Source organism: Thalassobacillus devorans (assembly GCF_900176565.1).
In the GTDB taxonomy this organism is placed as follows: Bacteria; Bacillota; Bacilli; order Bacillales; family Halobacillaceae; genus Thalassobacillus; species Thalassobacillus devorans_A.
Genome location: NZ_FXEH01000006.1, coordinates 201,031 through 225,272 on the forward strand (window position 1 = coordinate 201,031; position 24,242 = coordinate 225,272).

A 24,242-nucleotide genomic window follows, 5' to 3' on the forward strand; every position below is an offset into this window, starting at 1 on the left:
TGGCTATGAACACAAAGACAAAATCGAAAATCGAAGTAACGTTCATTTATCTGTTCCTCGGACTTATGTTCATCATCATCGCCTATCCATTACTGTGGACCATTATGATGAGCATAAACCCAGGGACGAATATGCTGGTAACAAAAATGCTGCCGGACAATCCGACATTGGAGCATTATAAATGGCTGTTTACAGATCCCAGAAGTGATTATGTCATCTGGTACAAAAATAGTCTTATTGTTGCTTTTGCTAACGCAATCGGTTCCGTTGTCCTGACGTCACTTGTGGCTTATGCATTTTCCCGCTACCATTTCATCGGGAAGAAATACGGTTTATACATGTTCTTGCTACTGCAAATGTTCCCGGCATTAATGGGAATGGTTGCATTGTATATCCTGCTCAGTACAATTGGACTAATCGACTCACTGTTCGGTTTGACATTGATTTACCTTGGCGGGCAGATTCCTTTCAACGCATGGCTTGTCAAAGGGTACTTCGATACGATTCCAAAAGAGCTGGACGAAGCCGCGAAAATCGATGGCGCTGGTCATTTGAAAATTTTCTGGACTATCATGCTTCCGCTTGCGAAACCGATTCTGGCAGTAGTCGCACTGTTTAATTTTATGGCGCCGTTCATGGACTTCCTTTTACCGCGGATCGTATTGACCAGTCCGGAAAATTATACGCTCGCACTTGGATTGTTCAATTTTATCAATGATCAGTTTTCCAATAACTTTACACGTTTTGCTGCCGGGGCAATTCTGATCGCTGTTCCGATTGCTTTAGTGTTCCTGCTTTTGCAGCGTTATTTGATTTCAGGATTGACATCTGGAGCGACCAAAGGATAATAGGGAATGGAAACTTAATTTTTTATGATGAGGGGGAGCGGAAATGAGGATAAAAGCACTGTTAACCTTGTGCATCATTCCGTTTCTTCTTTTTTATTCTTTTCCTATGGTTGCTTTAGGAGCTGAAGAAAAAGAAGATGATTGGCAAGAAGAAATGATTTACTTTATCATGGTCGATCGTTTTTTTAACGGTAATTTCGATAACGACTATGAAGTGGATACGGATGATCCAAAAGCATATCACGGTGGTGATATCGATGGAATTATCCAGCAGTTGGATTATATTCAGAGCCTTGGATATACGGCCATCTGGATTACACCGATTATGAAAAACGAGCCGAAGGGCTATCACGGCTACTGGATTGAAGATTTTATGGAAGTAGAAGAGCATTTTGGAACCATGGAAGATGCCAAACGTCTGGTGGAAGAAGCCCATAAAAGGGATATGAAAGTGCTGTTTGATTTCGTTGTGAACCATACCGGCTACCAGCATCCATGGCTGGAGGATCCTGAGAAGGAAGATTGGTTCCATGAAGTGCAGAGAATGATTGGGGAAAGTCCGTCGGTATTGGAAAATGCCTGGCTCGCCGGTCTGCCTGATTTAGATACGGAAAATCCAGAAGTGAAAGAATACTTATTTGACGCGGCTGAATTTTGGATAGAAGAAACTGGAGTGGACGGCTTCCGGCTCGATACCGTTAAACATGTACCGAAAGACTTTTGGAAAGAATTTAACGACCATGTTAAGAGCATTGATCCTGACTTCTTCTTGCTTGGGGAGGTCTGGCATGATAATCCAAGGGAGATAGCTGCATATGAGGAAACTGGTATTGATTCGTTCGTGGATTTTCCGTTATACAATGCAATGGACCAGTCTTTTCAGGCAGCTGGAAACTCGCTGACCGGCCCGTTAAGTATCTGGAAGACGAACGAGGAAAGGTATCAACGCCCCGAGATGCTCAGTTCTTTCATTGATAACCATGACACCGTTCGGTTTACAAGGCGTGCCGTGGAAAATAATCAAAACCCGGTGACACGCTGGAAACTGGCTTTGACCTATCAATTCACCATGCCGGAAATTCCGATTACCTACTATGGAACAGAAATACCATTAGATGGCGGAGAAGATCCGGATAACCGTAAAATGATGAATGTAAAGGCAGCCGATGAAGAGCTGAAGCAGCGGATTGAGCAGTTGACATCGATGCGACAAGAATTCCCGGCACTGACGAAAGGGGATTACAAAGAACTTTATAATGAAGATGGCATGGCTGCTTATCAGCGTTCTTATAAAGATGAAACGTTAATTGCCGTGATTAACAATGACACAGGGACTCGTACAGTTGAGCTGACGGACCTGCCATCAGGAAAACAGCTGCGTGGCATGCTGACCGATGATATTGCTCGTGAAGTTGAAGATGGCACCTACCATGTAGCCATGGAACGAGAACAGGCAGAAGTATATCTTGTAGAAGAAGATACCGGGCTGAACTGGGGATTCCTGCTGTTTATCGGAGGGGTCTTCGCGGCGTTTGTAGTTGCCGTCATCTTTTTAAGCAGAAAAAGTAAAACTGCAGAGACCGATGGAATAATGTAAACTAAATACTAAGAGGAAGCAGCAATTTGAAATCAAATGGAATAGAAGGTGAGTGTCATGGGAGTTACCATTAAGGAAGTGGCCAAAGCGGCAGGCGTGGCGCCGTCTACGGTGTCACGGGTCATTGCGGATAACCCGAGAATCAGTCCTGCTACAAAAAAACGTGTAAGGAAGGCGATGAAAGAATTAGGGTACCATCCTAATGTTAATGCGAGGAGTCTGGTCCGAAGTTCCACCCAGGCAATCGGTGTCGTCATGCCTTCAAGCGCAGATAAAGCCTTACAAAACCCCTTCTTCCCTGAGGTGCTTCGTGGCATTAGTGCAGTAGCCCATGACCTCGAATATTCCCTGCTGCTCTCCACAGGAGAAACGGAAGAAGAAATATTGGAAGGCGTTCAACGAATGGTATACGGAAATCGTGTCGATGGGGTCATCCTGCTATACTCAAGATTAAAGGACAAAGTGATGGAGTTTCTTTATGAGCAGAATTTTCCGTTTGTCATTGTAGGGAAACCGAATGAAAATACCGATACGATCAGTCATGTCGATAATGATAATATCCGGGCTTCCAGGGAAATCACCGAACATCTGATTGAACTCGGCCATCGGTGTATCGGTTTTATTGGCGGGTCTAAGGACTTGGCAGTCACTGTAGATCGAATGACAGGTTACGAAGAGGCACTTAAAAAAGCTGGACTGAAAGCGAAAAAAGATTATCGCGTCCATACAGAGTTCTTAAAGTCAGGTGGACGAAAAGCGGTTCATGAACTTTTTTCCCTCCCGGAACCACCGACAGGGCTTGTCATCTCAGATGATTTGATGAGCATCGGTGTGATCAACATGCTGGAAGAGTTCGGGTTGTATGTACCCGAAGACGTATCCATCGTGAGTTTTAATAATGTTTACATGGCGGAAGTGACACGCCCTCCACTTACAACGGTGGACATTAATATTTATGAACTTGGCGCTCAGGCATCCAAATGTCTGATTGAAAAAATACAAAATAAAAATGAACCGGCCAAGCGTATCATCGTGCCATTTGAAATTAAGCACCGTTTATCAACACAGCCATTGAACGAAGAAACAACCAAGAGAGCCTAAAGCGGGTTCTCTCTTTTTCCCGCTGAGATGCAAACGTTTGCCTAAACTAATCCAGAGGTGATGAAAAATGAAACAGATTTGCAAGATTGATGAATGGAAAGTGATCGAGGACAAGCTGCACCCGGAGGATAACCGACTGGCTGAAAGTCTAATGAGCATTGGAAACGGTCAGATGGGAATGCGTGGTAATTTTGAAGAGACCTATTCCGGTGATACACATCAAGGCACCTATGTCGGTGGGATCTATTACCCGGATAAGACCCGGGTCGGCTGGTGGAAAAATGGCTACCCGGAGTATTTCGCTAAAGTTTTGAATGCACCAAACGTGACCGGTATCCGTGTGTTTCTTGATGGAGAAGAATTGGACTTGCATACGTGGAAAGTACACGATTTTAAACGCGAATTGAACATGAAACATGGCTATCTGTATCGTGAATTCGATGTAACAAGCCCGGAGGGTAAACATATTATGGGGAAGGTCACTCGTTTCTTTTCTATCGTGACCACCTCTACTATTGCCATTAAGTATGAAGTGGCCTCTGAAGACTTTGATGGAAAAATTACCTTTCAGCCATACATGGATGGCGATGTCCGCAATGAAGATGCTAACTATGACGAGGATTTCTGGATGCCCGCCCACCATGAAGCAAATAAAGAAATTGCTGCATTGACCATGCGTACACGGAAAACGGAATTTGATGTGTCTGCTGCGATGAAAGCTCAGCTGGTTGGTCAGGAAACTCAAATGGAAGAGTTTACAAATGGAGAAGAATATGTCGGCCAAAAGCTCTCAGCTAATATCAAGTCCGGTGGAAAAGTGACGTTTTACAAGTACATCGCTGTCACCTCAAGCCGCCACTTTGATAAAGAGGTGCTTGCAGATGAAGCGAAACAACAAGTAGAAAATGCGGCTAAAGAAGGGTTCACTACTCTGTTCAAACAGCAAATGGAGGCCTGGGAACGCCGCTGGAACCATGCGGATGTAACGGTAGGCGGGGATGCATCTGCCCAGCAGGGAATCCGGTTTAATATTTTCCAGTTATATAATACGTACACAGGCGAAGATGCCCTGTTGAATATTGGTCCTAAAGGGTTTACCGGGGAAAAATATGGCGGTAGCACCTATTGGGATACCGAAGCATACTGCCTGCCCTTCTACCTGGGAACAGCAGATGCTGAAGTTGCACGTAACCTATTAATCTATCGTTATCGCCATTTGGAAAAAGCGAAAGAGAATGCCGCCAAGCTTGGCATGGAAGGTGCACTCTACCCAATGGTGACGATGAACGGGGAAGAGTCACACAATGAATGGGAAATCACGTTCGAGGAAATTCACCGTAACGGTGCTATCGCTCATGCTATTTGGAACTACGTCAACTACACCGGTGATACATCCTACTTGCCGGAATACGGATTTGAAGTACTGGCGGAAATCAGCCGCTATTGGGCAAGCCGGGTCAACTACAATCCTCGGAAAGGAAAGTATATGATTCTCGGTGTTACCGGACCGAATGAATATGAAAACAACGTCAACAATAACTGGCATACGAACCGGATGGCCGCCTGGACACTTGAATACACACTTTCTGTGGCTTTGTTCTTAGAGCGCAATCATCAGAAGCGGTTCGTCGAGTTGAAAAATCACTTAGGTCTTACTGACGATGATTTTGATCATTGGAAAGATATCATTGAGCACATGTATTATCCGGTCGATGAGCAGCTTGGTGTGTATTTGCAGCAGGATGGCTTCCTTGATAAAGATCTGATACATGTAAGTGACCTTGATGAAGAGCATTTACCGCTTAATCAGAATTGGTCGTGGGATCGTATTCTGCGCTCCTGCTTCATCAAACAGGCAGATGTCTTGCAAAGCATGTACTTTTTGAATCATCGCTTTCCGTTGGAAGAGAAGAAACGCAACTTCGACTTCTATGAGCCGATGACGGTCCATGAGTCCTCGTTGTCACCGTGTGTCCATTCGATTATCGCAGCGGAAATCGGCTACGAGGAAAAAGCATATGAAATGTATTTGAGGACGGCGAGACTGGATCTGGATAACTACAACAACGACACAGAAGACGGGCTGCACATCACAAGCATGGCAGGATCGTGGCTATCCATCGTCCATGGGTTTGCAGGCATGCGTGTTGTAAAAGGGGAATTACATTTCAAACCGTTTATTCCGAAAGCCTGGGATAACTATACCTTCAAAATCAATTTCCGAGGTCACTTGATCAAGGTGAGTGTCGACCACCAGCAAGTGGTAATCACTCAGGAAGAAGGCAGCGACTTCAGCCTTTATATTCATGGTGAAGAAAACAATTTACCAACCGCTGGTATCGTAACAATTAAGCAGTAGAATTCTAAGTACTTTAATACCTCACAACCAAGCTCAGAGCTTTTATGCTCTGAGCTGCTCTTGTATTAGAAGAGACCTTCTAAAAATGAGAGTCTCGTAGGGTTAAGCTTTCCCGGAATAATAGAAAATCCATTTCCTGGTGTGATAGGATAGGTGGAGGCAAGGGAGGGGTGCCTTATTTATCCATATATCTTACTTATATTCGTTATTATATTCTTTTCAGGTAATATCCTTGTCGGTAAGGCAATTAATGAACTACCGCCGTTTACCATCGCTTTTTTCCGTCTGGCGGTCGCCTTTATCGTCATTTTGCCGATTGGATTACGTGGAGCGATTCAGTACCGGCACAGTTATATGGAACATAAAAAGCCATTTCTTATTATCACGCTGACAGGGATTACGTTTTTCAATACGTTCATCTACGGAGCGCTTCAATTTACTTCTTCGACAAACGTCTCTGTTCTTGAAACTGTGATTCCCGTTGCGACGGTTGTATTAAGCGCGTTTCTTTTAAAAGAAAAACTGGCCGGCGTTCAGTGGCTGGGCATCGTGCTTTCTCTGATAGGGGCTGTCTGGGTGGTGATGGACGGTCGGATTTTACAGCTGACTTTGATAGATTGGAATATCGGGGATGTCATCATGATAGGGGCCATCCTGACCTGGGCTGTCTACTCGATCATGGTGAAACAGTATATGCACTTATTCCAGACCTATGGAACGCTGCTTGTAATGACAGGAGTATCGGTGGTCGTATTATTTCCTATTGTCCTTACAGAGTGGCTGGTGGTTGGAATGCCCTCTTTGGATATATCTAAGATCACCGGTTTGTTGTATTTAGGAATTTTCCCATCTTTTATTGCCTTAAGCATGTACAACCGCGCTGTAGAACTGACAAGCGCCTCCAAGTCAGCAGTTTTTCTCAATTTCCTGCCTGTTGTAACCATGGTTGGTGCCTATTTTTGGCTGGGTGAATCGATTACTCCAATGCAAATAGTCGGGGCGCTCGTTGTTATTGGTGGGGTCATCCTGACTACTCAGTTCGGTAAATCGCAAAAAGAGTTGGAGCAGGGGATCGATTTGGAAAATTAAAGCCAGCAGTTTTTCAATGAGTTATAATAATAGTAAAGGGTTCAGGGTGGAGGAATTACTAGTGAAAATCACTTCTCATACACATGTTGATGAACAACTGGCAAAAGAGATACGCAGATTAGAAAATAATATAAAAGAGTATGATGGAATAAGAAATGAAATGTATATTGCCGATAATCTGAACTTCGATGCCTCCTTGCCATGGGTCTTTACAATGCATAATGAAGAAGAGCTAATTTCGGTAGTTACAGCGTTCATACCTTCCAAAAAAGAAATAGAGCTGATGGGCATCACTCATCCGGGACATAGAAGAAACGGATATTTTTCTATTTTGGAAAAGCAAGTCTATGAAACCTGGGACAAACATAACATTCCATCACTGCTTTATGTCTTGAATGAAGATTCCCATTCTGGCAAGGCGGTGGCAGTAAAGAGGGAAGCTGTTTATCAATATACAGAGTTCCAAATGGAGTATACAGCTGACGATCTTGAAAAAGGGACATGTAACTTGGAGATCCTGCGTGCGGGAGAGAATGATTTAGAAATACTAGCTGAGATTCAGGAGCGGGCATTCGGTCTGCCTCGGGAAGATGCCCGTACTTTCATTAACCTGGCTTTGAACAAATCGAACCATTACTTGTTCATTGGCTATTTGAATAACACCCCTGTCACGATGGGAGCGGCAGCCTTCTTGGAAGAAGCTTCCTCCATTTATGGTGTCTGCGTGCTTCCTGAACATCAAGGCTTTGGCTATGGCCGGGAGCTGATGGTTCATCTGGTTAAGGCATCAGAACAGTTGTCTGATCAAAAAATAACCCTGGAAGTCGATAGTAAAAACGAACGTGCATACCAGTTATATCGCAAACTTGGTTTTGTTGCGACTACCTCCACAGGATATTACAGAAAATCATTAATTTAGCTTTTTAAAAGGTCCGTTTCCCTATCCATCTCTCACGGTAACGGACCCATGTAACTTTAAACAGAGACTTCAACTAACTGGAGCTTACTGCACTTTTTACTAGTCCTGATTGGTGGGACGGCGCTTTCGTCTGCGTATAAGCCACCAGATAAGCGGAATGGCGAGCAATACAAGGATGGGGGAGTAACCGATCAGTGCCACGACCATCCAGGAAATCGCTTGTGTCAGACCATTCAGTGACTGGACAAATGCCTGCTTCGTTTTCTCCCACGTATTTAAGTCCTGGTCCTTCAAATCGGGAACGTTTACTTTCGTTTCAGTTATGGACAGGCTCACGGTAGAATAGTCGCTTTGATTTTCCAGGTAGTTCATTTTTCCCTTGATGGTTTCGATTTCTTCCTGCACACGCTCCAAGTCTTGTGAAATCTCAATGAGATCTTCCGTCTTTTCGGCATCATCCATAAACGTGAGCAGTCGCTCTTCTATTTTTTCTTTTGCTTTCAGGCGTGATTCCAAATCGACGTATTCTTCGGTCACATCCCGTCCGGAGATATTACGGGAACCAATATTGTCACTGTAACTGCCAAGGTCATCGATAAAAGGGCGGAAGTTTTCCTGCGGCACGCGAATTCTGATATTGGCGCTCCGCTGTCCTTGTTCCATCTTGTGTACGTTAGCCTCGATAATATAAGCTTCTTGCTTGTCGATATGACTTTCCAGCTGCTCATAAAATGAATCATAATCTCTTGTACGGAGAGAGACGTCTGCATGGTAGACCATCATTTGCTCCTGTACATTTCCGATTACATTGTTTGTGTCTGAAGTCATTTCTCCTTCAGATAGACTATCATTTTTTTGAGCGGTATCTGGCATAGAGCTATCTTCTTCTGTAGCCATATCCATTCCTTCATTGGATTCGCTTCTGTCTTCAATATTGCTGCATGCCCCCAGTATAAGGAACACCCCAATGGCTATTCCAACTATTTTTTTCATTACAACGCCCCCTTTAACAGGTTAGTCGCTCGATGTAACAAAAATGTTACAAAAAAACTGCAGGCTCTCTTTTCAGAAAGCCTGCGGTGGGTTTACTCTTATACTAATTGCGTTTCTTTTTTAATTCCATTGGCAATGGAATAGGTTTTCCAGCCGCCATCGAGGTTACGTGCGTCAAACCCGTTGAGTCGAAGCAGTTTGGTTGCCAGGTAACCACGCAGGCCGACTTGGCAATTGACATGGATTGGTTTGTCTTTAGGCAGCTCTTCCATACGGTGGCGCAGATCGTGTAATGGAATATTGATTGCCCCTGGAATGAAGCCTTGTTCGAGTTCTTTCGCATCCCGGACGTCCAGTACAACATCGCCCTGGCTTACTTTTTTTTTCGATTTCATCCCAGTGGGTGATTTCAACAGCACCATCGATAATGTTCTCTGCAACATACCCAAGCATATTGACCGGGTCTTTTGCAGAAGAGAATGGAGGTGCATAAGCAAGCTCCAAGTCTGGCAAGTCATGGACAGTCAAATCACCTTTGATAGCCGTGGCAAGTACGTCAATCCGTTTGTCTACGCCATCTTTTCCAACGATTTGGGCACCGTAGATTTTGCCGTTTTCAGGGTTGAACAGCATTTTCATGGCTAGTGATTCAGCTCCTGGATAGTATCCGGCATGGGAAGCAGGATGGATATGAATCGCTTCATACTTCCAGCCAAGATTCTTCAGACGCTTCTCGTTAACACCAGTGGCAGCAACAGTATAGTCGAATACTTTCACAATAGAAGTCCCCAACGTACCAGGATAAGCTTCTTTTCGGCCATAGATGTTGTTCGCTACAATCCGGCCCTGGCGATTAGCAGGCCAGGCAAGTGGCACCATCACTGGTTCTTTCGTAATATAGTCCTGAACTTCGATCGCGTCACCGATCGCATAGATGGATGGATCGCTTGTTTGCATATACTCGTTGACGACGATACCCCTACGGGCACCAAGTTCTAAACCTGCATCATGGGCGAGTGTGCTTTCTGGTTGAACCCCGATGGAAAGGACGATCATATCCGTATCGATCACCTTGCCGCTTTCGAGGGCCACAATGTCCCCTTTATTGACAGATGCAATACCATCGCCAAGGATCAATTCCACGCCTTTTTCACGAAGGTGTTCATGGACGATAGCTGCCATTTCCGGGTCGATTGGTGCCATGACTTGCGGTCCTTTTTCTACGACAGTTACTTTAGCACCACGATCAGCAAGGTTCTCAGCCATTTCAAGACCAATGAATCCTCCACCAATAACCGTTACGTGCTTCGGCTGTTTTTCATCGACATATGCTTTAATCCGGTCTGTATCCGGAATGTTTCTTAATGTAAAATAGGTGCTTTCTTTCAATCCAGGAAGTGGGGGCACAATCGGCTTGGCTCCTGGAGATAGAATTAAATCATCATAGCTTTGCTGGTAAACTTCTCCAGTTTTCAAATCTTTGATTTCAATTTGTTTTTCTTCACGATTAATTTTTTGAACTTCTGCAGAAGTGCGAATATCCATATTAAAGCGGGCTTCCATACGATCGACCGTCTGAACAAGCAGCTTACTTCGTTCTTCGATAGTTCCTCCGATATAGTATGGCAAGCCGCAGTTTGCGAATGAAATATATTCTCCTCGTTCAATTAAGATGATTTGGCTTTCCTCATCTAATCTTCTCAATCTGGCAGCGGCTGTAGCACCACCAGCAACTCCTCCAACAATTACAATCTTTTTAGACATTTTATTTTCCTCCCTAACCATTGTATTAATACCCCTAACCGTATGATATAACGGGGAGGGGGTAATTACAACAGGTAAACAAGCAGTTTATGTTACAAATTTGTGAATGAGTGAACATTGGAAGGTTTTCGGTAATATTGAAGAAGTTGGGCATGAATATAAAAAGGATTAGAAAACTTGCTCATCTCCAAGTCCTTATGGCGAAAGTCTGGCTATTTTTTAATAATGTTAAACTTCCTTAAAGCATAAAAAAGCTGCCTCCTTCTTGGAAGAGGCAGCATGGAAATACATGAAGAGAGAGATGAAAACTCATTTGTAAGGTTTGTTGAGAAAGAAAAGAGCGATGGTACCCGGTCCGGCATGGGCGCCGATCACGGAGCCAACCATCTCGATATGGATTTGTTTGGTGCCAAATTCGTCACGGATCATCATGGCCAATTGCTCTGCGTTTTCCAGATCATCACCGTGGCTGATGGCAATTGGCTGGTTGGAAAGGTCTTCGCCACGTTCTTTCATGACTTCCACCATTCGCTTCAAGACTTTTTTAGAACCGCGGATTTTTTCCAGTGGGATGAGTTTACCATCTTCTACATGAAGCAAAGGCTTAATTTTCAAGAGTGTCCCGACAAAAGCTGCTGTCTTGCTGACGCGCCCGCCACGATATAAATATTCTAAGTCATCGACCGTGAAAATGTGTTCCATATGTTTGGCATGATAGGTGCAAGTATCAAGGATTTCCTGTACCGATGCACCTTCCGCAGCCAGTTCAGCGGCACGCAGTACGACAAGTCCGTAACCTAAGGAAGCACATTTGGTATCAACAACATGCAACTCAAAATCCGGGTACTCTGTTTTCACTTCATCTTCCATCATTTTTGCTGTCTGATATGTACCGGATAATTCGGAAGAGAAAGCGAAATAAATGCATGGCTGGCCAGTCTCCGCATAGCGTGTGAAAACTTCCTGGAAGGTCTGTGGGGAGACTTGAGAGGTTTTTGGTGCAGCCCCGTCCCGCATTGCGTCATACACTTTTTTCGGGGTGATGGTCTTACCATCAAGATATTCCTCTTCATTCAACGTTACTTTCAGTGGTACCATTTCAATGTTATAACGTTCGAAATGGTCGTGGGACAAATCACTTGCCGAATCAGCAATGATTTTAACATCCATTAACATTCACCTTCTTATAATAAGGAATAAATTAAGCTTGTTTGTTTCAAGTTTATGACTATAATAGGAAACTGTCAAAACATTTCGCACGGATGGCGGGTATTTTGTGATTATTTTTTCCTAGAGTGGGGAACTGAGAATTGGTGCTTGATTTTCGCGGAACGTGGTGATAAAAAAAGAATAGCGCTTTTTTGTACTTATAGTATAGTTAGCTATTATAAAAGGTTAAAAGTGCAGGGGATACGAAGGCTTTTGGTGTAAAAGTTGACGAAAAGCCTGAATATTTTAATTAGATGAGTGTTTGGAAGGAGGCCCTTATGTTTTCATTTGAATTAAAGCGAATTGTTGTTGTTATATTCGGCGCTATCTTAAACGCGTTTGCCCTGAACTTATTCTTGATTGAAGCGAATGTCTACGCAAGCGGTTTTACAGGTGTCGCTCAGCTGACAGCAAGTGTGTTAGGTGATTTTCTGGGGATACCAGGGGTAAGTACAGGTTTGCTGCTGTTCTTACTGAATATTCCGGTAGCTATCCTCGGGTGGTATAAAGTAGGAAAAGGATTTACGATCTACAGTGCATTGTCAGTTGCTTTCACTACGATTGCACTTGGTATTGTACCCGTCAGACAGCTTTCTGAGGACATTATCCTGAATGCTGTTTTCGGCGGAGTGCTTGGGGGCGCCGGAGTCGGGCTGACATTGAAGTGGGGTGCTTCCACTGGCGGGCTCGATATCGTAGCGATGGTATTATCACGGATGAAAGACCGTCCGATCGGAATTTATTTTCTAATATTAAACAGTATCATCATCGCGATGGCCGGGATTCTGTATGAACCGGAAAACGCTTTGTATACGTTATTGACGTTATATGTGACAACGCGTGTAATCGACGCTATCCATACCCGTCACGAGAAACTTACAGCCATGATCATTACTACCAAGGCTGCAGAGCTGGAAAAAGCGATCCATTCCAAAATGGTACGAGGCATCACTACCTTGCCGGCTCGTGGGGCGTTTACCCAGCAGGATAAAAATATGCTTGTGATGGTCATTACCCGATATGAACTATATGACCTGCAAGGCATCATTAATGAAGTCGATCCACAGGCGTTCACGAATATCGTACAAACTACAGGCATATTCGGATTTTTCCGAAAAGACGACAAATAATGTAACTTTTGGAAAGATGGAACGTCTATATAGATGAACGGATATAAATAAAGGATGTGACGGTATATGAAAAGGGGATGGATGCTTTTTTTCGGGCTGATGGTACTGCTTTTTTCAGCAGCCTGTGGAGTAGATGATAACCAAGGGGACTCTGGGAATGAAGAAGCCGAAGAAACGATGAAAGAGGAAGAAACAAATAGTGAAAATGAAGAGGCGGGTGAGAATGTTATCAAAAAAGCGGTTAATGATCTTGCTATGCATTCGGAAATCAAACCAGAAAAAGACAAGGTGCTCTTCCAGTTTTCTATAGAAAACCAGGGAGATGAAGCTTATGAACTTGGTTTCACCTCTGGACAAAAGTATGAAATTGTCGTTAAAAATGATGCCGATGAAGAAGTATACCGCTTCTCGGAAGGTCAGATGTTCACTCAGGCCCTGGAAACGAAAACTTTAGAGCCAGGGGACAGTTTAAGCTTTGAAGAAGAGTGGTCGGATGGAGTAGGACCTGGCGATTATAATGCCGCGATTTCGATTGAAGCCAATTCGGTCAACAGCCAGACACTCGAGTCGAAACCATTCCAAGTGTCAAGAGCTTTTACTGTGGAAGGTGACAATCCTCCTGCCCAGGAAGATGAAGCTTCTGAAGCTCCAGCAGAAGGAGAAGCGTTCCGAAACATTGAAGTTTCAGGAGAGAATGGATCTTATATCATTACTGGAGAAGCGAAAGTATTTGAAGGGTCGTTTATATACAATGTCGAAGACGGGCATAATATGTTGATTGAAAACACGACACATGAAGTCGATGAAGCAGCTCCGTCCTGGTCATCCTTCGAGCTTGAAATTGAACTAAGCGAAGATCAGGTACCGGAATATGGAGCGCTGACATTGACCCTATTTGAAATCGATCCGAAGAGTGGCAATCCGACCAACGTGAACTATATACCCCTGGAACAGTTCCAAGGTTGATTGTCAAATATACATCTATATAACACACAAAAAAGCTTAGAGAAAACAACATCTCTAAGCTTTTTCTATTTCAATAATACTCATTTCGTTATCTATTTAGAGGTAAAAAAAGAGTATAAAATCCGTTAGGATTTTATACTCGATTAGTGATGACTTTAGTAGTTATGCTTTTGGAATACTTCTTCGATTTTTGGAGTGAGGTTGTCCCATTCTGCATCGAACTTCTTATTGACGGTAATGAAATTCTGGAAACCGAAAACGTTATCCACGCCTTCCACTTCCATTAAATCGTTCAATATTTCATGTTCACTTGTCTGACCCGCCATGACAGATACACTTCCGTCACCGCTGAAAATCATGGAATCGGTTGTGAATTTCATTGCATTCGGATTCGGTGTTGCTTCTACTTTTACACTCATCATTAAAAACCTCCTCAATACATCTGCTCTTATTTTATCAAAAATCTACGGTTTCACAAAAGATTCTCTTTTACCCGAGTTAACACTATAATAGGAATGGTAAAATAAGTTACATATGGAATCAGGTACGAAAGGGAGAGGATCATGTACCGGAACGGATTATGGGTAGGAACTACGGCCGGTCTCGCCATTGGAATTTTCCTCTGGATAGTGGAGAAAGCGACCGGTGTTAAAGTGTATACATTATTAATGAATGTCGATTTCATACCATGGATCGGTAAGTTTGACTGGCCTGTCTATGTCGAATGGCTTTTCCATTTGATTATTTCCTGGGGAATAGGGATGGTTTTTGTCTTTTTATTGCGAAATTCCATGATAGATAGTCATTCCCATCAATGGTCACTGGCATTGACTCTGGCAACCCTGGCAGGCCTGACTTATTTCCCTCTTACTGCATTAGCGGTCAAGGAAACACCGGCTATTGACAGCATTTCCGCAATTTTTTTCTGGTCTGCCGGTCATGGATTATACGCAGTTGTCATGAAGCTGACCTATCGGGACAGCTGATATTCATGTTTGAAACAGGCGCCTGAGTGATACATGAAATATGCAAAGAATTTTTGTAGACAAGGAGCGGATAGAATGAAGGTACTTGTAGCTGGAGCGAACGGGCATACTGGTCGACTACTGGTACAGTATTTGGATGCTGCCGGACATGAGGCGTATGCCATGGTACGAAAAGAAGAGCAGAAAGAGGACATGGAAGGATTGGGAGGAATCCCGGTTCTTGCTGATCTAGAGAGTGACGTCGGGCATGCTGTGAAAGGAAAGGACGCTGTGATTTTTGCGGCAGGTTCCGGATCAAGCACACCACCCGAAAAAACGAAAGATGTGGATCGTGATGGCGCGATCAACCTGATCAAAGAGACCGAAAAGCTTGGCAGAGCACCAAAGTTCATTATGCTAAGCGCAATGAAAGCGGACAATCCGGAAGAAGGACCGGAGAAATTGGAGTATTATTTGAAAATGAAAGGGGAAGCGGACGAATACTTACGCAGCACGGAGCTTGATTACACGATTGTTCGTCCGGGAGCCTTGACTCATGAAGAGGGCACGAGCAAAATCAAAGTAGGAAAATCTGTTGATCGCGGGTCTGTAGCACGTGCAGATGTTGCAAAGACAATGATTGCCTGCCTGGAAGAGGCTAATGCTTACCGTAAAACATTTGAAATGGTAGAAGGCGATACGCAGATCGAAGACGCGTTGAAAACATTAGAATAAACACGACAAAAGGCTGACCCAGGTGACTGGATCAGCCTTCTTTTGTTGCGGGTGATAAATTACAGCTCGTTATGGCGTCGTAACTGCTCTTCAAGCTGCTGAAGCTGCTGCTTTTCTTCAGGAGTACTATCAGCATAAGCGGACTGAATGGCCTGTTGAGCCGCCTGCTTTTCCTGCTCGTTGAATTGGCCGCGACCTGCGTTGGTGATACGGTTGACGGCATTTTTAGCAGTCTGCATTAGGTTGTTGCCGCCCTGGTTGGCTGCATTCATGGCATTCTGCATCATATTATTATTATTTTGCTTGTTGTCCATCCTAAAAACCTCCTACAGTATGACGGTCAGCTTCTTCACGTTTTCGTTCGACGTCTGAAAAGCGTTCCCGATAAGGAAACCGTTCATCATGCTTCTTCACAGCATCTGAACCCTGTTGTACAAATCGTTTGGATTTGTTGTTCTTTGCCATAACAAGACCCTCCCGAATTAAAAAAGCCTGAACGTTTTTTTCAAAACGCTCAAGCTTATTATGGCTCGTATAGGTTTTCTTATACCTCGACAAAATATGGGTTAGATGGCTTTTGTGTTCAATTTTAAATAATCTTCCAGGAAGCTGCCGATGCCATCTTCCATGTTCGAATGGGTGACGTGTTTGGCAATGCTTTTCAATTCATCAATTCCATTCTTCATCGCAACGCCCACACCGGCATAATCAATCATTTCTAAATCGTTGTCCTCATCCCCGAAGGCAATGATCCGGTCTTTCGGGATATGATAATAGCGACTTATTTTATCTAGACCGACCGCTTTGTTCAATCCTTTACGGACGATTTCAATAACATGGTAAGGTGCTCCCCATTTTCGATGTTCAATCATTTCGGCATGATTATCTTCCAGCCCTTGACGCAAGGATGGAATCTGATGTTCATGGGGATAAATAAGTAACGAAGTAGGGTCTTCTTTCAGTTGATGTTTTAAGTTTCCTACAGTTACTGGGTTTGTATCCCCGGTCGCATGGAAAAGTTCCATGACTTCCTCATCATGCTGATCCAGATAGACATCATCCTTGATCTCGGCCAGCAGGTTTCTTACTTCCAGCTCATAGCAGTCATGGATAATGCTTTTTGCTGTCCGGATCGGAAGCGGGGAGTGGAGCGCATCCCATTGATGGTCTTTCGGATGGTGGATTAACGCCCCGTTGAAATTTACCATCGGAGTACCCAGGCCGAGTTCATGATAGTAGTCGATGCTGGCCCGATGCGGCCTTCCGGTAGCGATGACGACTACGTGGCCTTCCTCTTTCGCTTTCAGTACCGCCCGTTTAGTTCGGTCACTGATTGTTTTTTCATCGGTCAGTAATGTACCGTCTAAGTCCAATGCAATCAAATGCTGTTGTTTACTCATATCTTTTCACCTCGTTGTTCTATAGTGTATCGGTTTTCCTTTGATTTGGAAAGTGATACTGCTTTCAAAATCTGTATACCCATGTTACGATTTGATTATATGATGGTAATATTAGGATGATTTTAAAATTGCGTAAAGTTTTTGAAAAGAAGGGACAAAGAGATATGGTAACGGTCTATCGAGAATTTATTGAAGAAATCCCGGTATTAGTAATTGTTGAAGCTGAAAAATACAACCAGCCGCTTCCAGTAGTTACATACTTCCATGGTTTTACTTCTGCAAAAGAACATAACCTTGCGCAAGCTTATCTGTTAGCACGGAAAGGTTTCCGTGTCCTGCTTCCAGACAGCATGTATCACGGCGAAAGAGAAGTAGATCAAACGCAGGAAGAACTCCAATTCAAATTCTGGGACATTGTCCTGGCCAATCTGGACGAATTAAAAACGATTAAAACTGCAATCGATGAAAAAGGATGGACGAAAGGGAAACGGTTCGTCGTAGCTGGAACAAGCATGGGCGGAGTAACAACAGCGGCGGCGTTGACGCAATTTCCTTGGGTGGATGGTGCTGCCGTTATGATGGGCTCACCAAAACCAGTAGAATTTGCGGAAAAGATGCTGGCGGATGTCCGTAATATGGGTGTCGAAATGCCGATCACTGCTGAAGAGGTTGACGAACTGATGAGTTCTTTAGCCGAGATTGATCTTTCCAGGCAAATGGAAAAACTTCATGGCCGGCCGATTTTCTTCTGGCATGGAGATGCTGACCCTGTCGTACCATTTGAACATTCCTATGATTTCTATAATGAAGCGATCCAGCATTATAAAAATCCGGAAAATATCCGGTTTTTACGGGAGATTGGAAAAGATCATAAAGTTACCCGGTTCGCAATTTTGGAAATGGTCGATTGGATGGATCATCAATTTAATCAAGAATAAGTGATAGGAATCATTTTAATCCCAGTGGAATTTTGTTTATAATAGGAATGAACATTCAGGAAGGGGGAAAGATTCGTGGATAAAGCATTAGAAGAAAATCTTATGGGCGCACTTGAAAACGTCATTGACCCTGAACTTGGGATAGATATCGTCAATCTTGGACTTGTATATGGTGTAGATGTAGACGAGAATAACACATGCACAGTGACCATGACATTGACAGCGATGGGCTGCCCATTAGCTGGAGTCATTGAACAGGATGTAAGACGCGCACTTGCCGATATTCCAGAAGTAGAGGAAGTCAACGTAAATATTGTATGGAATCCTCCTTGGACAAAGGACAAGATGAGTCGCTACGCGAAAATCGCACTAGGAATTCCAGATTGATTACTTCTTGAGAGGCTCTGCCAATAACGGCAGAGCCTTTTGACTACCCAGGATGTTTAAAGAATCTGTCACAGCTTTATTTGGAAAAAAGCTTTACAATATACATAGAGTGGAGGGAAGCTTATGCCGGACTATCAATCTTTTCCGATCATTCAAGTGATCGGATATAAAAACAGCGGGAAAACAACGATGATGAATCGCCTGATTCGTTATGCTTCGGAACAGGGGCTAAGAACAGCGTCATTAAAACATCACGGGCATTCGGACAGTTTAGAGCCGATGCATGCAGGAACGGATAGTTTTCAGCATCAGGAATCCGGGGCATTTTTGACTGGTGTAGAAGGAGGCGGCTCCTTACAGCTTGAATTCGGAAAAGGTTTGGACGTTTCCCTCAAGCAGCTCATTAACATTTATGAGAACTTTTCACCGAATTTGCTGTTAATCGAAGGGTACAAGCGGGAAGTATATCCAAAAATCCTGATGGCCCGAACAAAAGAAGATTTCGAACTGGTTCATCAGATTGCCAATATCCGTGCTGTCGTCTGCTGGGAGAAAGATATGGAGCCATCTGTTGATGTACCGGTATTTTATATCGAAACGATTGAAGAGCATTTGGGTGAATTGATATATTTGTGCAAAGAGGTGTAAGTCGTGAGCAATAAGTTTTGGATTTCAGAGAAAGCCTTGGATATACAGGAAGTTGTCGATCTCGTCACCAGAAGAGAAGCGGGTGCTATTAATACATTCATTGGAACGGTCCGTGAATTCACCAAGGGTAAGCGAACGCTATTATTAGAGTATCAGGCATATGTACCGATGGCAGAAAAGAAGCTAGCCCAAATCGGTGAAGAGATCAAAGAAAAATGGCCGGACGCTGACACTGCAATCGCACACCGGATCGGCCGGCTGGATATTACGGATATTGCCGTCGTCATTGCGGTATCCACGCCACATCGCGCTGACTCCTATGACGCGAGTCGCTACGCGATCGAGCGCATTAAAGAAATCGTGCCCATTTGGAAAAAAGAACACTGGGAAAACGGAGAAGAGTGGATCGGCGATCAGAAAGAACAAAAAGCTTATCCGAAAGGACAACCAGACGAGGAGGATCTGACATGAATAAAATTCTGTTGTTTGCAGGACTGCAGGAAAAAGCAGGGAAAGCAGAATTACAGCTGGAGGCGGTCAATAAAAGCATCGCAGAAGTGAAGGGAATGCTGAAAGACAGCTATCAGCTGGACGAAATCGATACGTCGATGGCAGCCGTAAATGAAGAGTATGCTAATGGTGACTTTGTCGTAAAAGAAGGAGACACGATTGCCTTTATTCCGCCGGTCAGCGGGGGATGATTTCCTGACGTTAAGAGAGACAATTCCTTTGTATGAGAAACAAATCGTTCTATATATGCGCTGTATGGCGCTGGATGAGAGACTTTTTCGCAAATAAGAGAGACAATTTGGAATTCTGTCAATAAAGTGGACAAAAATAGATCACTCAGCGGGCCACTTTTTCTTCCGCGTGTTTTCTTCCGAAACACTTGGATGCCTCCGCATAAAGGGAAGGATACCAAAACCGATCCTACCCTTTATGCAGAGGGAGTTTGTTCTGAAGCGAGCTTCTGACTTTGGCCCGAATAATAGGCCTTTTCTTTTTCAATAGGGCTCTTATCATCCAAGAAGGAATGCATACGCTTCTGGTTATAAAATTTAATATAAAATTGAACAGCTAAAATAGCTTCAGCTTTTGTAGGGAATACGTATTTATACAAGTACTCCTTTTTTAATGAGGCAAAGAAACTTTCGACACAGGCGTTATCATAGGGTGTGCCTTTCCGACTCATGCTTATTGTAGCTTGGGCTTCTTCAAGGGTTTCTACATAAGCCCTGGAACAGTATTGGGATCCTTGATCTGAATGATGGATCCATCCTGCTTCTGGCTCCCGAAGGGAGATAGCTTCTTCTAAGGCATGTAGAGATAGCGATTGTTTCATATGGTCGTCAATACGAAAACTGATAATACGGCGAGAATACAGGTCCATGACAGGATTTAGATACAAGAATCCTTCACCAGTATGAATATAGGTAATATCTGTAGCCCAGACCTTGTTCGGAGCTTCTGGTTGAAACTCTCGTTTCAAATGGTTAGGAAAAGTTTGATTGGCATGTTTCGAATCGGTAGTCGCTACAAATTTCTTTGGTGGCACTGCATACAGTTCTAACTCTCTCATACGGTTAGTCACTTTCTTCAAGGAAACCGATAGTCCATCCTCATCCCGGATTTTTTTATGAATACGAGGGCTGCCGTAACACCCATGATTATCGTGATAGTGAAATAGAATTCGCTCATCTAAATAACGATTGAATGCTTCCCGCTCTGTTTCTGGCCGCTCTAACCTGTGGAGGTAAGCATAATAGCCGGATGTAGACACACCAAGAACTTCGCACATCTTCGATACGGTGTGTTCTGTACGATGTTCATAAATGAACTCGAACTTTACTCTTTTTCTTGCGTGAAGATGTGCATTGCCTTTTTTAATATTTCGGCTTCCTCCTGAGCTTCAAGCTTCTCTTGCCGTTCTTTTTCATACATCTCTTTGTACTCAGAGGCCGTTAATAGCTGGTTTTGTTCCTCTTTTTCTGCGTTCTTCTGCTTGTCACGATAGCTCCCTACCCACCGCTTAACGGTACCGTAAGGTAAATTGAGCTTGTTGCAAATATCAGTCATTTTATGTCCGTCTAGGACAATCATTTTAGCTACATACTCTTTAAATTCCGAACTGTAACTCTTCATTTTTTTAGTCAAGTGAACACGTCCTTAATTTAAGCTTTAGGTCGATTAAAACATGGCTCACTACCTGTGTCCACTTTCTATACTAGTTCCAAATTTTTTAAAAAAGAGAGACAATATCGGAAAAAAGAGTGACAAGACAGCTGCAATAGAGACAACCCACGGCCGTATAAAAAGCTCAGCCCCGTACCAAGGGAGCTGAGCTTTTTTGCTACATTAACATTTCTTTCGCGCGGCTGCTCATTTTCTCTGGCGACCAGGCTGGATGCCAGACCAATTCGACGTGGACATCATTGACTTCATCAATCCCGTAAATCATCGCTTCAGCTCCACTTACGATACTATCATGAAGGGGACAGCCCGGGGTGGTCAGCGTCATCTGGACGTGAACATCGTTCGTTTCATTCACATTTATTTGGTAAACCAGGCCGAGATCAACGATATTGATGCCAAGTTCCGGATCAATCACCTGATACAATGCTTCTTCCACTTGTTTTGTCATTTCCATTGGAAATCACTCCTTGATTATCTAGTCAATACCCGGGCAATTGAAATTACATATAAGGCAGAGGCTATGGTCAAAATTCCCTGGGAAGTAAAAGTAAGCACAGGGAGGCCAATCATAGCGGTGACCGCTAGTCCGATCACACCAAAGGTCATCGTTGTAAACAGGATGGTACCCCATTTTTCCTGGGTCATCGCTTTCAAGGTTGGGACTTCTTTTTTACCAACACTGCCGGAATATTTATGGGTCCACCATAAGAAGGGGACAATTTTATACAAGTAACCCATGATGCTGAAAATGATCCAAATCATAATATATAAGTAAACGAGCCAGCTCCACACGGTAGCATTGGTTACTTGTAAAACGTTCATCAGCAGGGCAGTGGTATGCAGCAGCCAGCCAAATCCGATGGCAATTAAGGAAAAAATGAATGGCTGATCAAGCTTTTTCTTGATTCGTTTCTTTATGATTTCTTTCATATCAAGCGCATAACCGGTAAAGCCTAGCCATAATAGACCCCAGCCAATAATGGTAAAAGGCCAGGTCCCAATCCATACGGCAACAACCAAAACAATAAGTCCACTTACATAACTGCCAAGAGCTGGTTTTGCCCATTTCATTGAAAATCCGTGAGACAAGCTGAACATTGGTACCATTTTATAGGAGAAGCCGAAAATCAACAGCGTAAACCAGCCGGTCAGGCCGAAAATCAAATGAGATTTGAAAAAGGCATCATAATTTCTGATTGTTCCGAACGCCAGGTTCCATGTCAGCGTCAGTCCGGCAACGATCGTCAATAAGAAAAATACCAGGGCACTTCCGACAAACCAGGTCATAACATTTACTTTTTCCTGCTTAAGGAGCGTCATGGCAATTTGGAAGAGAAACATCAGAATGCCGATGACGGTTAGAACCCCGGCGAAAATCGCGACACCAGGCCTTACCGAAAGGGCAATAGACAGTCCGGCTACACCAATTGCAGTAACAAAAAATTGGAGAAATCCAAACTTTTCATTCCAAATCGGTGTCAAAAAGGCTACAGGCACCAGCTGATACATGGCACCCATTACGACCATCACTGCCCAGCCAAGCAACAAAAAGTGGGCAGCCATCCATAAGTCCGGCATCCGGAAAATACCATTGCTCAGAGCAGAGGTATTCATCCAGAGCAGCGACTGGGCAAGTGCGAATGAGACAAGTCCGAACAGGATGAAGGCGAGCGGCAACTTGATATTCGTTTCGGTTTTGGTCTGCGTTTGCATTTGAGGGATCATATCATTCACCAGATTTCGTTATGGTTATCCGGAAGCTTCCGTCTTCTTGCTCCTCCGTTTCATAATGGTGGCCGAGTTCATCTAGTTCCGCGAATAAGAACATCGGACGGCGGTCATTGATGATGACAAGCGCTTCCTTGGTGGTCAGGTCTTCCAAAGCAGAGAGTGTCCGCATCATTGGCTGGGGGGGTTCTAATCCACGGTTATCGAGAATCATTGCACCTCACCTGCTCGTTTATAGAACGTGACTTGCCAATGTTTCGGCTCGATTTGTTCTAAATGGTGGTCGTAGCCTTTTTTGGCCATTACTTTCAAAAGTGGTATAGGCTTGAACGGGGCGTGGAGAAGCAATGCCTCTCCCTCTTTCAGTCCCTTTACCGCATTCATGATTTTATGGAACGGATCATTCTTCAATTTTAAATCTTCGCGTACGTCCAGCTCTACGATAGCAGCTTGTTCTTCCATTACGATCACCTCATCTTCACTTGATACCTACATGATAATCATTTTCAATTAATCAGGTAGTGACACATATCACAGGTTAAAAAAGTTCATCTTCTAAAGCTTCCGGATGGAGCATGAAATAACCGTCAAAATCACTGTAGACAAGGTTGTTTTTTTTCAATTGAGTCAATGTCCGGCTGACGGTTTCCCTGCTCGAGCCGATCATATTGGCAAGTTCCCGATTAGTGAAATGGGAGCGGAGTTTCACCCAGCCGTCTTTATCTTCATTGCCGTAAAGCTTACTGAGGCGAATCAGCAGCATGATGATCTGTTCATACGTATTATGAAGGATTTGTTCTTCCAAACGATTTTGCAAATCGACGATTTTATCACCGAGCACCTTGAATAGTTTGACGGATATCTCCGGATGGTTGATTAGCGTCTGTTCGAAAGACGGGATCGGTATGTGAACGAGGGTGGCTTCGTCCAGTATCTCTGCATGGGCCGGACATTCATCTTTCCGGAAAAACCCCTGGTGGGGAAACATATCTCCTGGCTGGAGTACGTTGACGATCTGTTCTTTGCCGTGAAAGTCGGTTTTGTATATCTTTACGCGGCCTTTATTGATGAAGTAGACATTTTGAAGCGGATCCCCCTGCATGAAAACATGAGTTCCGGCACGGTATTGCCGTGATCTAGCCAGCTCTAGCACTGGTTCCATTTCTATATCAGTCAAATCTTTGAATATAGGAACATTCTGTAACAATTGCTGTGTGGAATGGAATCTCACAATCAACATCCTTTCTTATCCAATTTCTACTATATAGTGTAT

The 24,242-nt window shown here is 43.7% G+C and carries 28 protein-coding genes and 1 pseudogene; 15 read left to right on the forward strand and 14 right to left on the reverse strand.

What is annotated here, in order from left to right:
- Nucleotides 1-5 precede the first annotated feature (5 nt).
- The 6 genes from B9Y67_RS11895 (at nucleotide 6) to B9Y67_RS11920 (ending at nucleotide 7,913) form a co-directional block, all read left to right on the forward strand.
- Nucleotides 6-848, forward strand: coding sequence for a sugar ABC transporter permease (locus tag B9Y67_RS11895; protein ID WP_085509165.1), 843 nt, complete (start codon nucleotides 6-8; stop codon nucleotides 846-848).
- Nucleotides 849-891: 43 nt separating this feature from the next.
- Entirely contained in the window at nucleotides 892-2,445 is a 1,554-nt protein-coding gene (locus B9Y67_RS11900; protein ID WP_085506936.1) for an alpha-amylase family glycosyl hydrolase, read from the forward strand.
- A gap of 57 nt (nucleotides 2,446-2,502) precedes the next feature.
- Nucleotides 2,503-3,546 carry a LacI family DNA-binding transcriptional regulator gene (locus tag B9Y67_RS11905; protein ID WP_085506937.1) on the forward strand — a complete coding sequence of 348 codons (1,044 nt, stop codon included), beginning with the start codon at nucleotides 2,503-2,505 and terminating at the stop codon, nucleotides 3,544-3,546.
- A 67-nt stretch (nucleotides 3,547-3,613) separates the two neighbouring features.
- Nucleotides 3,614-5,905, forward strand: coding sequence for a glycoside hydrolase family 65 protein (locus B9Y67_RS11910; RefSeq protein WP_085506938.1), 2,292 nt, complete (start codon nucleotides 3,614-3,616; stop codon nucleotides 5,903-5,905).
- A gap of 153 nt (nucleotides 5,906-6,058) precedes the next feature.
- The gene (locus B9Y67_RS11915) at nucleotides 6,059-6,994 is read left to right on the forward strand and encodes a DMT family transporter (protein WP_254901791.1); all 936 of its coding nucleotides are present in this window, start codon (nucleotides 6,059-6,061) and stop codon (nucleotides 6,992-6,994) included.
- A gap of 61 nt (nucleotides 6,995-7,055) precedes the next feature.
- Nucleotides 7,056-7,913, forward strand: a complete 858-nt coding sequence (locus B9Y67_RS11920; RefSeq protein WP_176223988.1) for a GNAT family N-acetyltransferase — start codon at nucleotides 7,056-7,058, stop codon at nucleotides 7,911-7,913.
- 99 nt (nucleotides 7,914-8,012) lie between these two features.
- Here B9Y67_RS11920 and B9Y67_RS11925 read toward each other — a convergent pair whose 3' ends face one another.
- The 3 genes and pseudogenes from B9Y67_RS11925 to B9Y67_RS11935 all read right to left on the reverse strand — a co-directional run bounded on the left by B9Y67_RS11925 (nucleotide 8,013) and on the right by B9Y67_RS11935 (nucleotide 11,840).
- The gene (locus B9Y67_RS11925) at nucleotides 8,013-8,906 is read right to left on the reverse strand and encodes a DUF4349 domain-containing protein (protein ID WP_085506940.1); all 894 of its coding nucleotides are present in this window, start codon (nucleotides 8,904-8,906) and stop codon (nucleotides 8,013-8,015) included.
- A 98-nt stretch (nucleotides 8,907-9,004) separates the two neighbouring features.
- Nucleotides 9,005-10,670, reverse strand: a pseudogene (locus B9Y67_RS11930) (CoA-disulfide reductase).
- A 309-nt stretch (nucleotides 10,671-10,979) separates the two neighbouring features.
- Nucleotides 10,980-11,840, reverse strand: a complete 861-nt coding sequence (locus B9Y67_RS11935; protein WP_085506941.1) for a DegV family protein — start codon at nucleotides 11,838-11,840, stop codon at nucleotides 10,980-10,982.
- 317 nt (nucleotides 11,841-12,157) lie between these two features.
- On the opposite strand from B9Y67_RS11935, the gene B9Y67_RS11940 reads away from it, so the two are divergent.
- Both B9Y67_RS11940 and B9Y67_RS11945 read left to right on the forward strand, forming a co-directional pair.
- The gene (locus B9Y67_RS11940; RefSeq protein WP_085506942.1) at nucleotides 12,158-13,009 is read left to right on the forward strand and encodes a YitT family protein; all 852 of its coding nucleotides are present in this window, start codon (nucleotides 12,158-12,160) and stop codon (nucleotides 13,007-13,009) included.
- A 66-nt stretch (nucleotides 13,010-13,075) separates the two neighbouring features.
- Nucleotides 13,076-13,975 carry a BsuPI-related putative proteinase inhibitor gene (locus tag B9Y67_RS11945; RefSeq protein ID WP_085506943.1) on the forward strand — a complete coding sequence of 300 codons (900 nt, stop codon included), beginning with the start codon at nucleotides 13,076-13,078 and terminating at the stop codon, nucleotides 13,973-13,975.
- A gap of 155 nt (nucleotides 13,976-14,130) precedes the next feature.
- Here the strand turns inward: B9Y67_RS11945 and B9Y67_RS11950 are convergent, their stop codons facing one another.
- The gene (locus B9Y67_RS11950) at nucleotides 14,131-14,394 is read right to left on the reverse strand and encodes a NifU N-terminal domain-containing protein (RefSeq protein WP_085509167.1); all 264 of its coding nucleotides are present in this window, start codon (nucleotides 14,392-14,394) and stop codon (nucleotides 14,131-14,133) included.
- Nucleotides 14,395-14,538: 144 nt separating this feature from the next.
- Here B9Y67_RS11950 and B9Y67_RS11955 point away from each other — a divergent pair, with 144 nt between their 5' ends.
- On the forward strand, nucleotides 14,539-14,961 hold the full coding sequence (locus tag B9Y67_RS11955) for a hypothetical protein (protein WP_085506944.1): 423 nt from the start codon (nucleotides 14,539-14,541) through the stop codon (nucleotides 14,959-14,961).
- A gap of 75 nt (nucleotides 14,962-15,036) precedes the next feature.
- Nucleotides 15,037-15,675, forward strand: a complete 639-nt coding sequence (locus tag B9Y67_RS11960) for an SDR family oxidoreductase (protein ID WP_085506945.1) — start codon at nucleotides 15,037-15,039, stop codon at nucleotides 15,673-15,675.
- A 59-nt stretch (nucleotides 15,676-15,734) separates the two neighbouring features.
- Here the strand turns inward: B9Y67_RS11960 and B9Y67_RS11965 are convergent, their stop codons facing one another.
- The 3 genes from B9Y67_RS11965 to B9Y67_RS11970 all read right to left on the reverse strand — a co-directional run bounded on the left by B9Y67_RS11965 (nucleotide 15,735) and on the right by B9Y67_RS11970 (nucleotide 17,075).
- Nucleotides 15,735-15,989 carry a DUF3813 family protein gene (locus tag B9Y67_RS11965; protein ID WP_369668755.1) on the reverse strand — a complete coding sequence of 85 codons (255 nt, stop codon included), beginning with the start codon at nucleotides 15,987-15,989 and terminating at the stop codon, nucleotides 15,735-15,737.
- 1 nt (nucleotide 15,990) lies between these two features.
- On the reverse strand, nucleotides 15,991-16,140 hold the full coding sequence (locus tag B9Y67_RS20710) for a hypothetical protein (protein ID WP_166761337.1): 150 nt from the start codon (nucleotides 16,138-16,140) through the stop codon (nucleotides 15,991-15,993).
- A gap of 101 nt (nucleotides 16,141-16,241) precedes the next feature.
- Nucleotides 16,242-17,075, reverse strand: a complete 834-nt coding sequence (locus tag B9Y67_RS11970) for a Cof-type HAD-IIB family hydrolase (RefSeq protein ID WP_085506946.1) — start codon at nucleotides 17,073-17,075, stop codon at nucleotides 16,242-16,244.
- A 128-nt stretch (nucleotides 17,076-17,203) separates the two neighbouring features.
- Here B9Y67_RS11970 and B9Y67_RS11975 point away from each other — a divergent pair, with 128 nt between their 5' ends.
- From B9Y67_RS11975 to moaD, 5 genes are all read left to right on the forward strand, one after another.
- A complete protein-coding gene (locus B9Y67_RS11975; RefSeq protein WP_369668756.1) occupies nucleotides 17,204-18,013 on the forward strand; it encodes a prolyl oligopeptidase family serine peptidase in 810 nt (269 codons plus the stop codon).
- Nucleotides 18,014-18,088: 75 nt separating this feature from the next.
- The gene (locus B9Y67_RS11980) at nucleotides 18,089-18,400 is read left to right on the forward strand and encodes a metal-sulfur cluster assembly factor (protein WP_062444343.1); all 312 of its coding nucleotides are present in this window, start codon (nucleotides 18,089-18,091) and stop codon (nucleotides 18,398-18,400) included.
- A gap of 123 nt (nucleotides 18,401-18,523) precedes the next feature.
- Nucleotides 18,524-19,048, forward strand: a complete 525-nt coding sequence (gene mobB / locus B9Y67_RS11985) for a molybdopterin-guanine dinucleotide biosynthesis protein B (protein ID WP_085506947.1) — start codon at nucleotides 18,524-18,526, stop codon at nucleotides 19,046-19,048.
- 3 nt (nucleotides 19,049-19,051) lie between these two features.
- Entirely contained in the window at nucleotides 19,052-19,519 is a 468-nt protein-coding gene (locus B9Y67_RS11990; RefSeq protein ID WP_085506948.1) for a molybdenum cofactor biosynthesis protein MoaE, read from the forward strand.
- Nucleotides 19,516-19,749 (forward strand): molybdopterin converting factor subunit 1, encoded by a 234-nt coding sequence (moaD, locus tag B9Y67_RS11995; protein ID WP_085506949.1) that lies wholly within the window; start codon nucleotides 19,516-19,518, stop codon nucleotides 19,747-19,749. Before B9Y67_RS11990 ends, moaD begins: the two co-directional genes overlap by 4 nt.
- A 236-nt stretch (nucleotides 19,750-19,985) precedes the next feature.
- Here the strand turns inward: moaD and B9Y67_RS12000 are convergent, their stop codons facing one another.
- The 7 genes from B9Y67_RS12000 to B9Y67_RS12030 form a co-directional block, all read right to left on the reverse strand.
- Complete coding sequence (locus B9Y67_RS12000) at nucleotides 19,986-20,936, reverse strand: IS3 family transposase (protein ID WP_139823724.1); 951 nt, start codon at nucleotides 20,934-20,936, stop codon at nucleotides 19,986-19,988.
- Nucleotides 20,894-21,202, reverse strand: a complete 309-nt coding sequence (locus tag B9Y67_RS12005) for a transposase (protein WP_085505303.1) — start codon at nucleotides 21,200-21,202, stop codon at nucleotides 20,894-20,896. The genes B9Y67_RS12000 and B9Y67_RS12005 overlap by 43 nt, the downstream gene beginning before the upstream one ends.
- Before the next feature lie 196 nt (nucleotides 21,203-21,398).
- A complete protein-coding gene (locus B9Y67_RS12010) occupies nucleotides 21,399-21,695 on the reverse strand; it encodes a metal-sulfur cluster assembly factor (protein ID WP_085506950.1) in 297 nt (98 codons plus the stop codon).
- A 17-nt stretch (nucleotides 21,696-21,712) separates the two neighbouring features.
- The gene (locus B9Y67_RS12015) at nucleotides 21,713-22,954 is read right to left on the reverse strand and encodes a hypothetical protein (protein ID WP_139823857.1); all 1,242 of its coding nucleotides are present in this window, start codon (nucleotides 22,952-22,954) and stop codon (nucleotides 21,713-21,715) included.
- 13 nt (nucleotides 22,955-22,967) lie between these two features.
- Nucleotides 22,968-23,183, reverse strand: coding sequence for a DUF2249 domain-containing protein (locus tag B9Y67_RS12020; RefSeq protein ID WP_085506952.1), 216 nt, complete (start codon nucleotides 23,181-23,183; stop codon nucleotides 22,968-22,970).
- Nucleotides 23,180-23,431: a DUF2249 domain-containing protein gene (locus B9Y67_RS12025; RefSeq protein WP_085506953.1), complete on the reverse strand. Its 252-nt coding sequence runs from the start codon at nucleotides 23,429-23,431 to the stop codon at nucleotides 23,180-23,182. Before B9Y67_RS12025 ends, B9Y67_RS12020 begins: the two co-directional genes overlap by 4 nt.
- A 76-nt stretch (nucleotides 23,432-23,507) precedes the next feature.
- Entirely contained in the window at nucleotides 23,508-24,200 is a 693-nt protein-coding gene (locus B9Y67_RS12030) for a Crp/Fnr family transcriptional regulator (protein WP_394459852.1), read from the reverse strand.
- Nucleotides 24,201-24,242 lie beyond the last annotated feature (42 nt).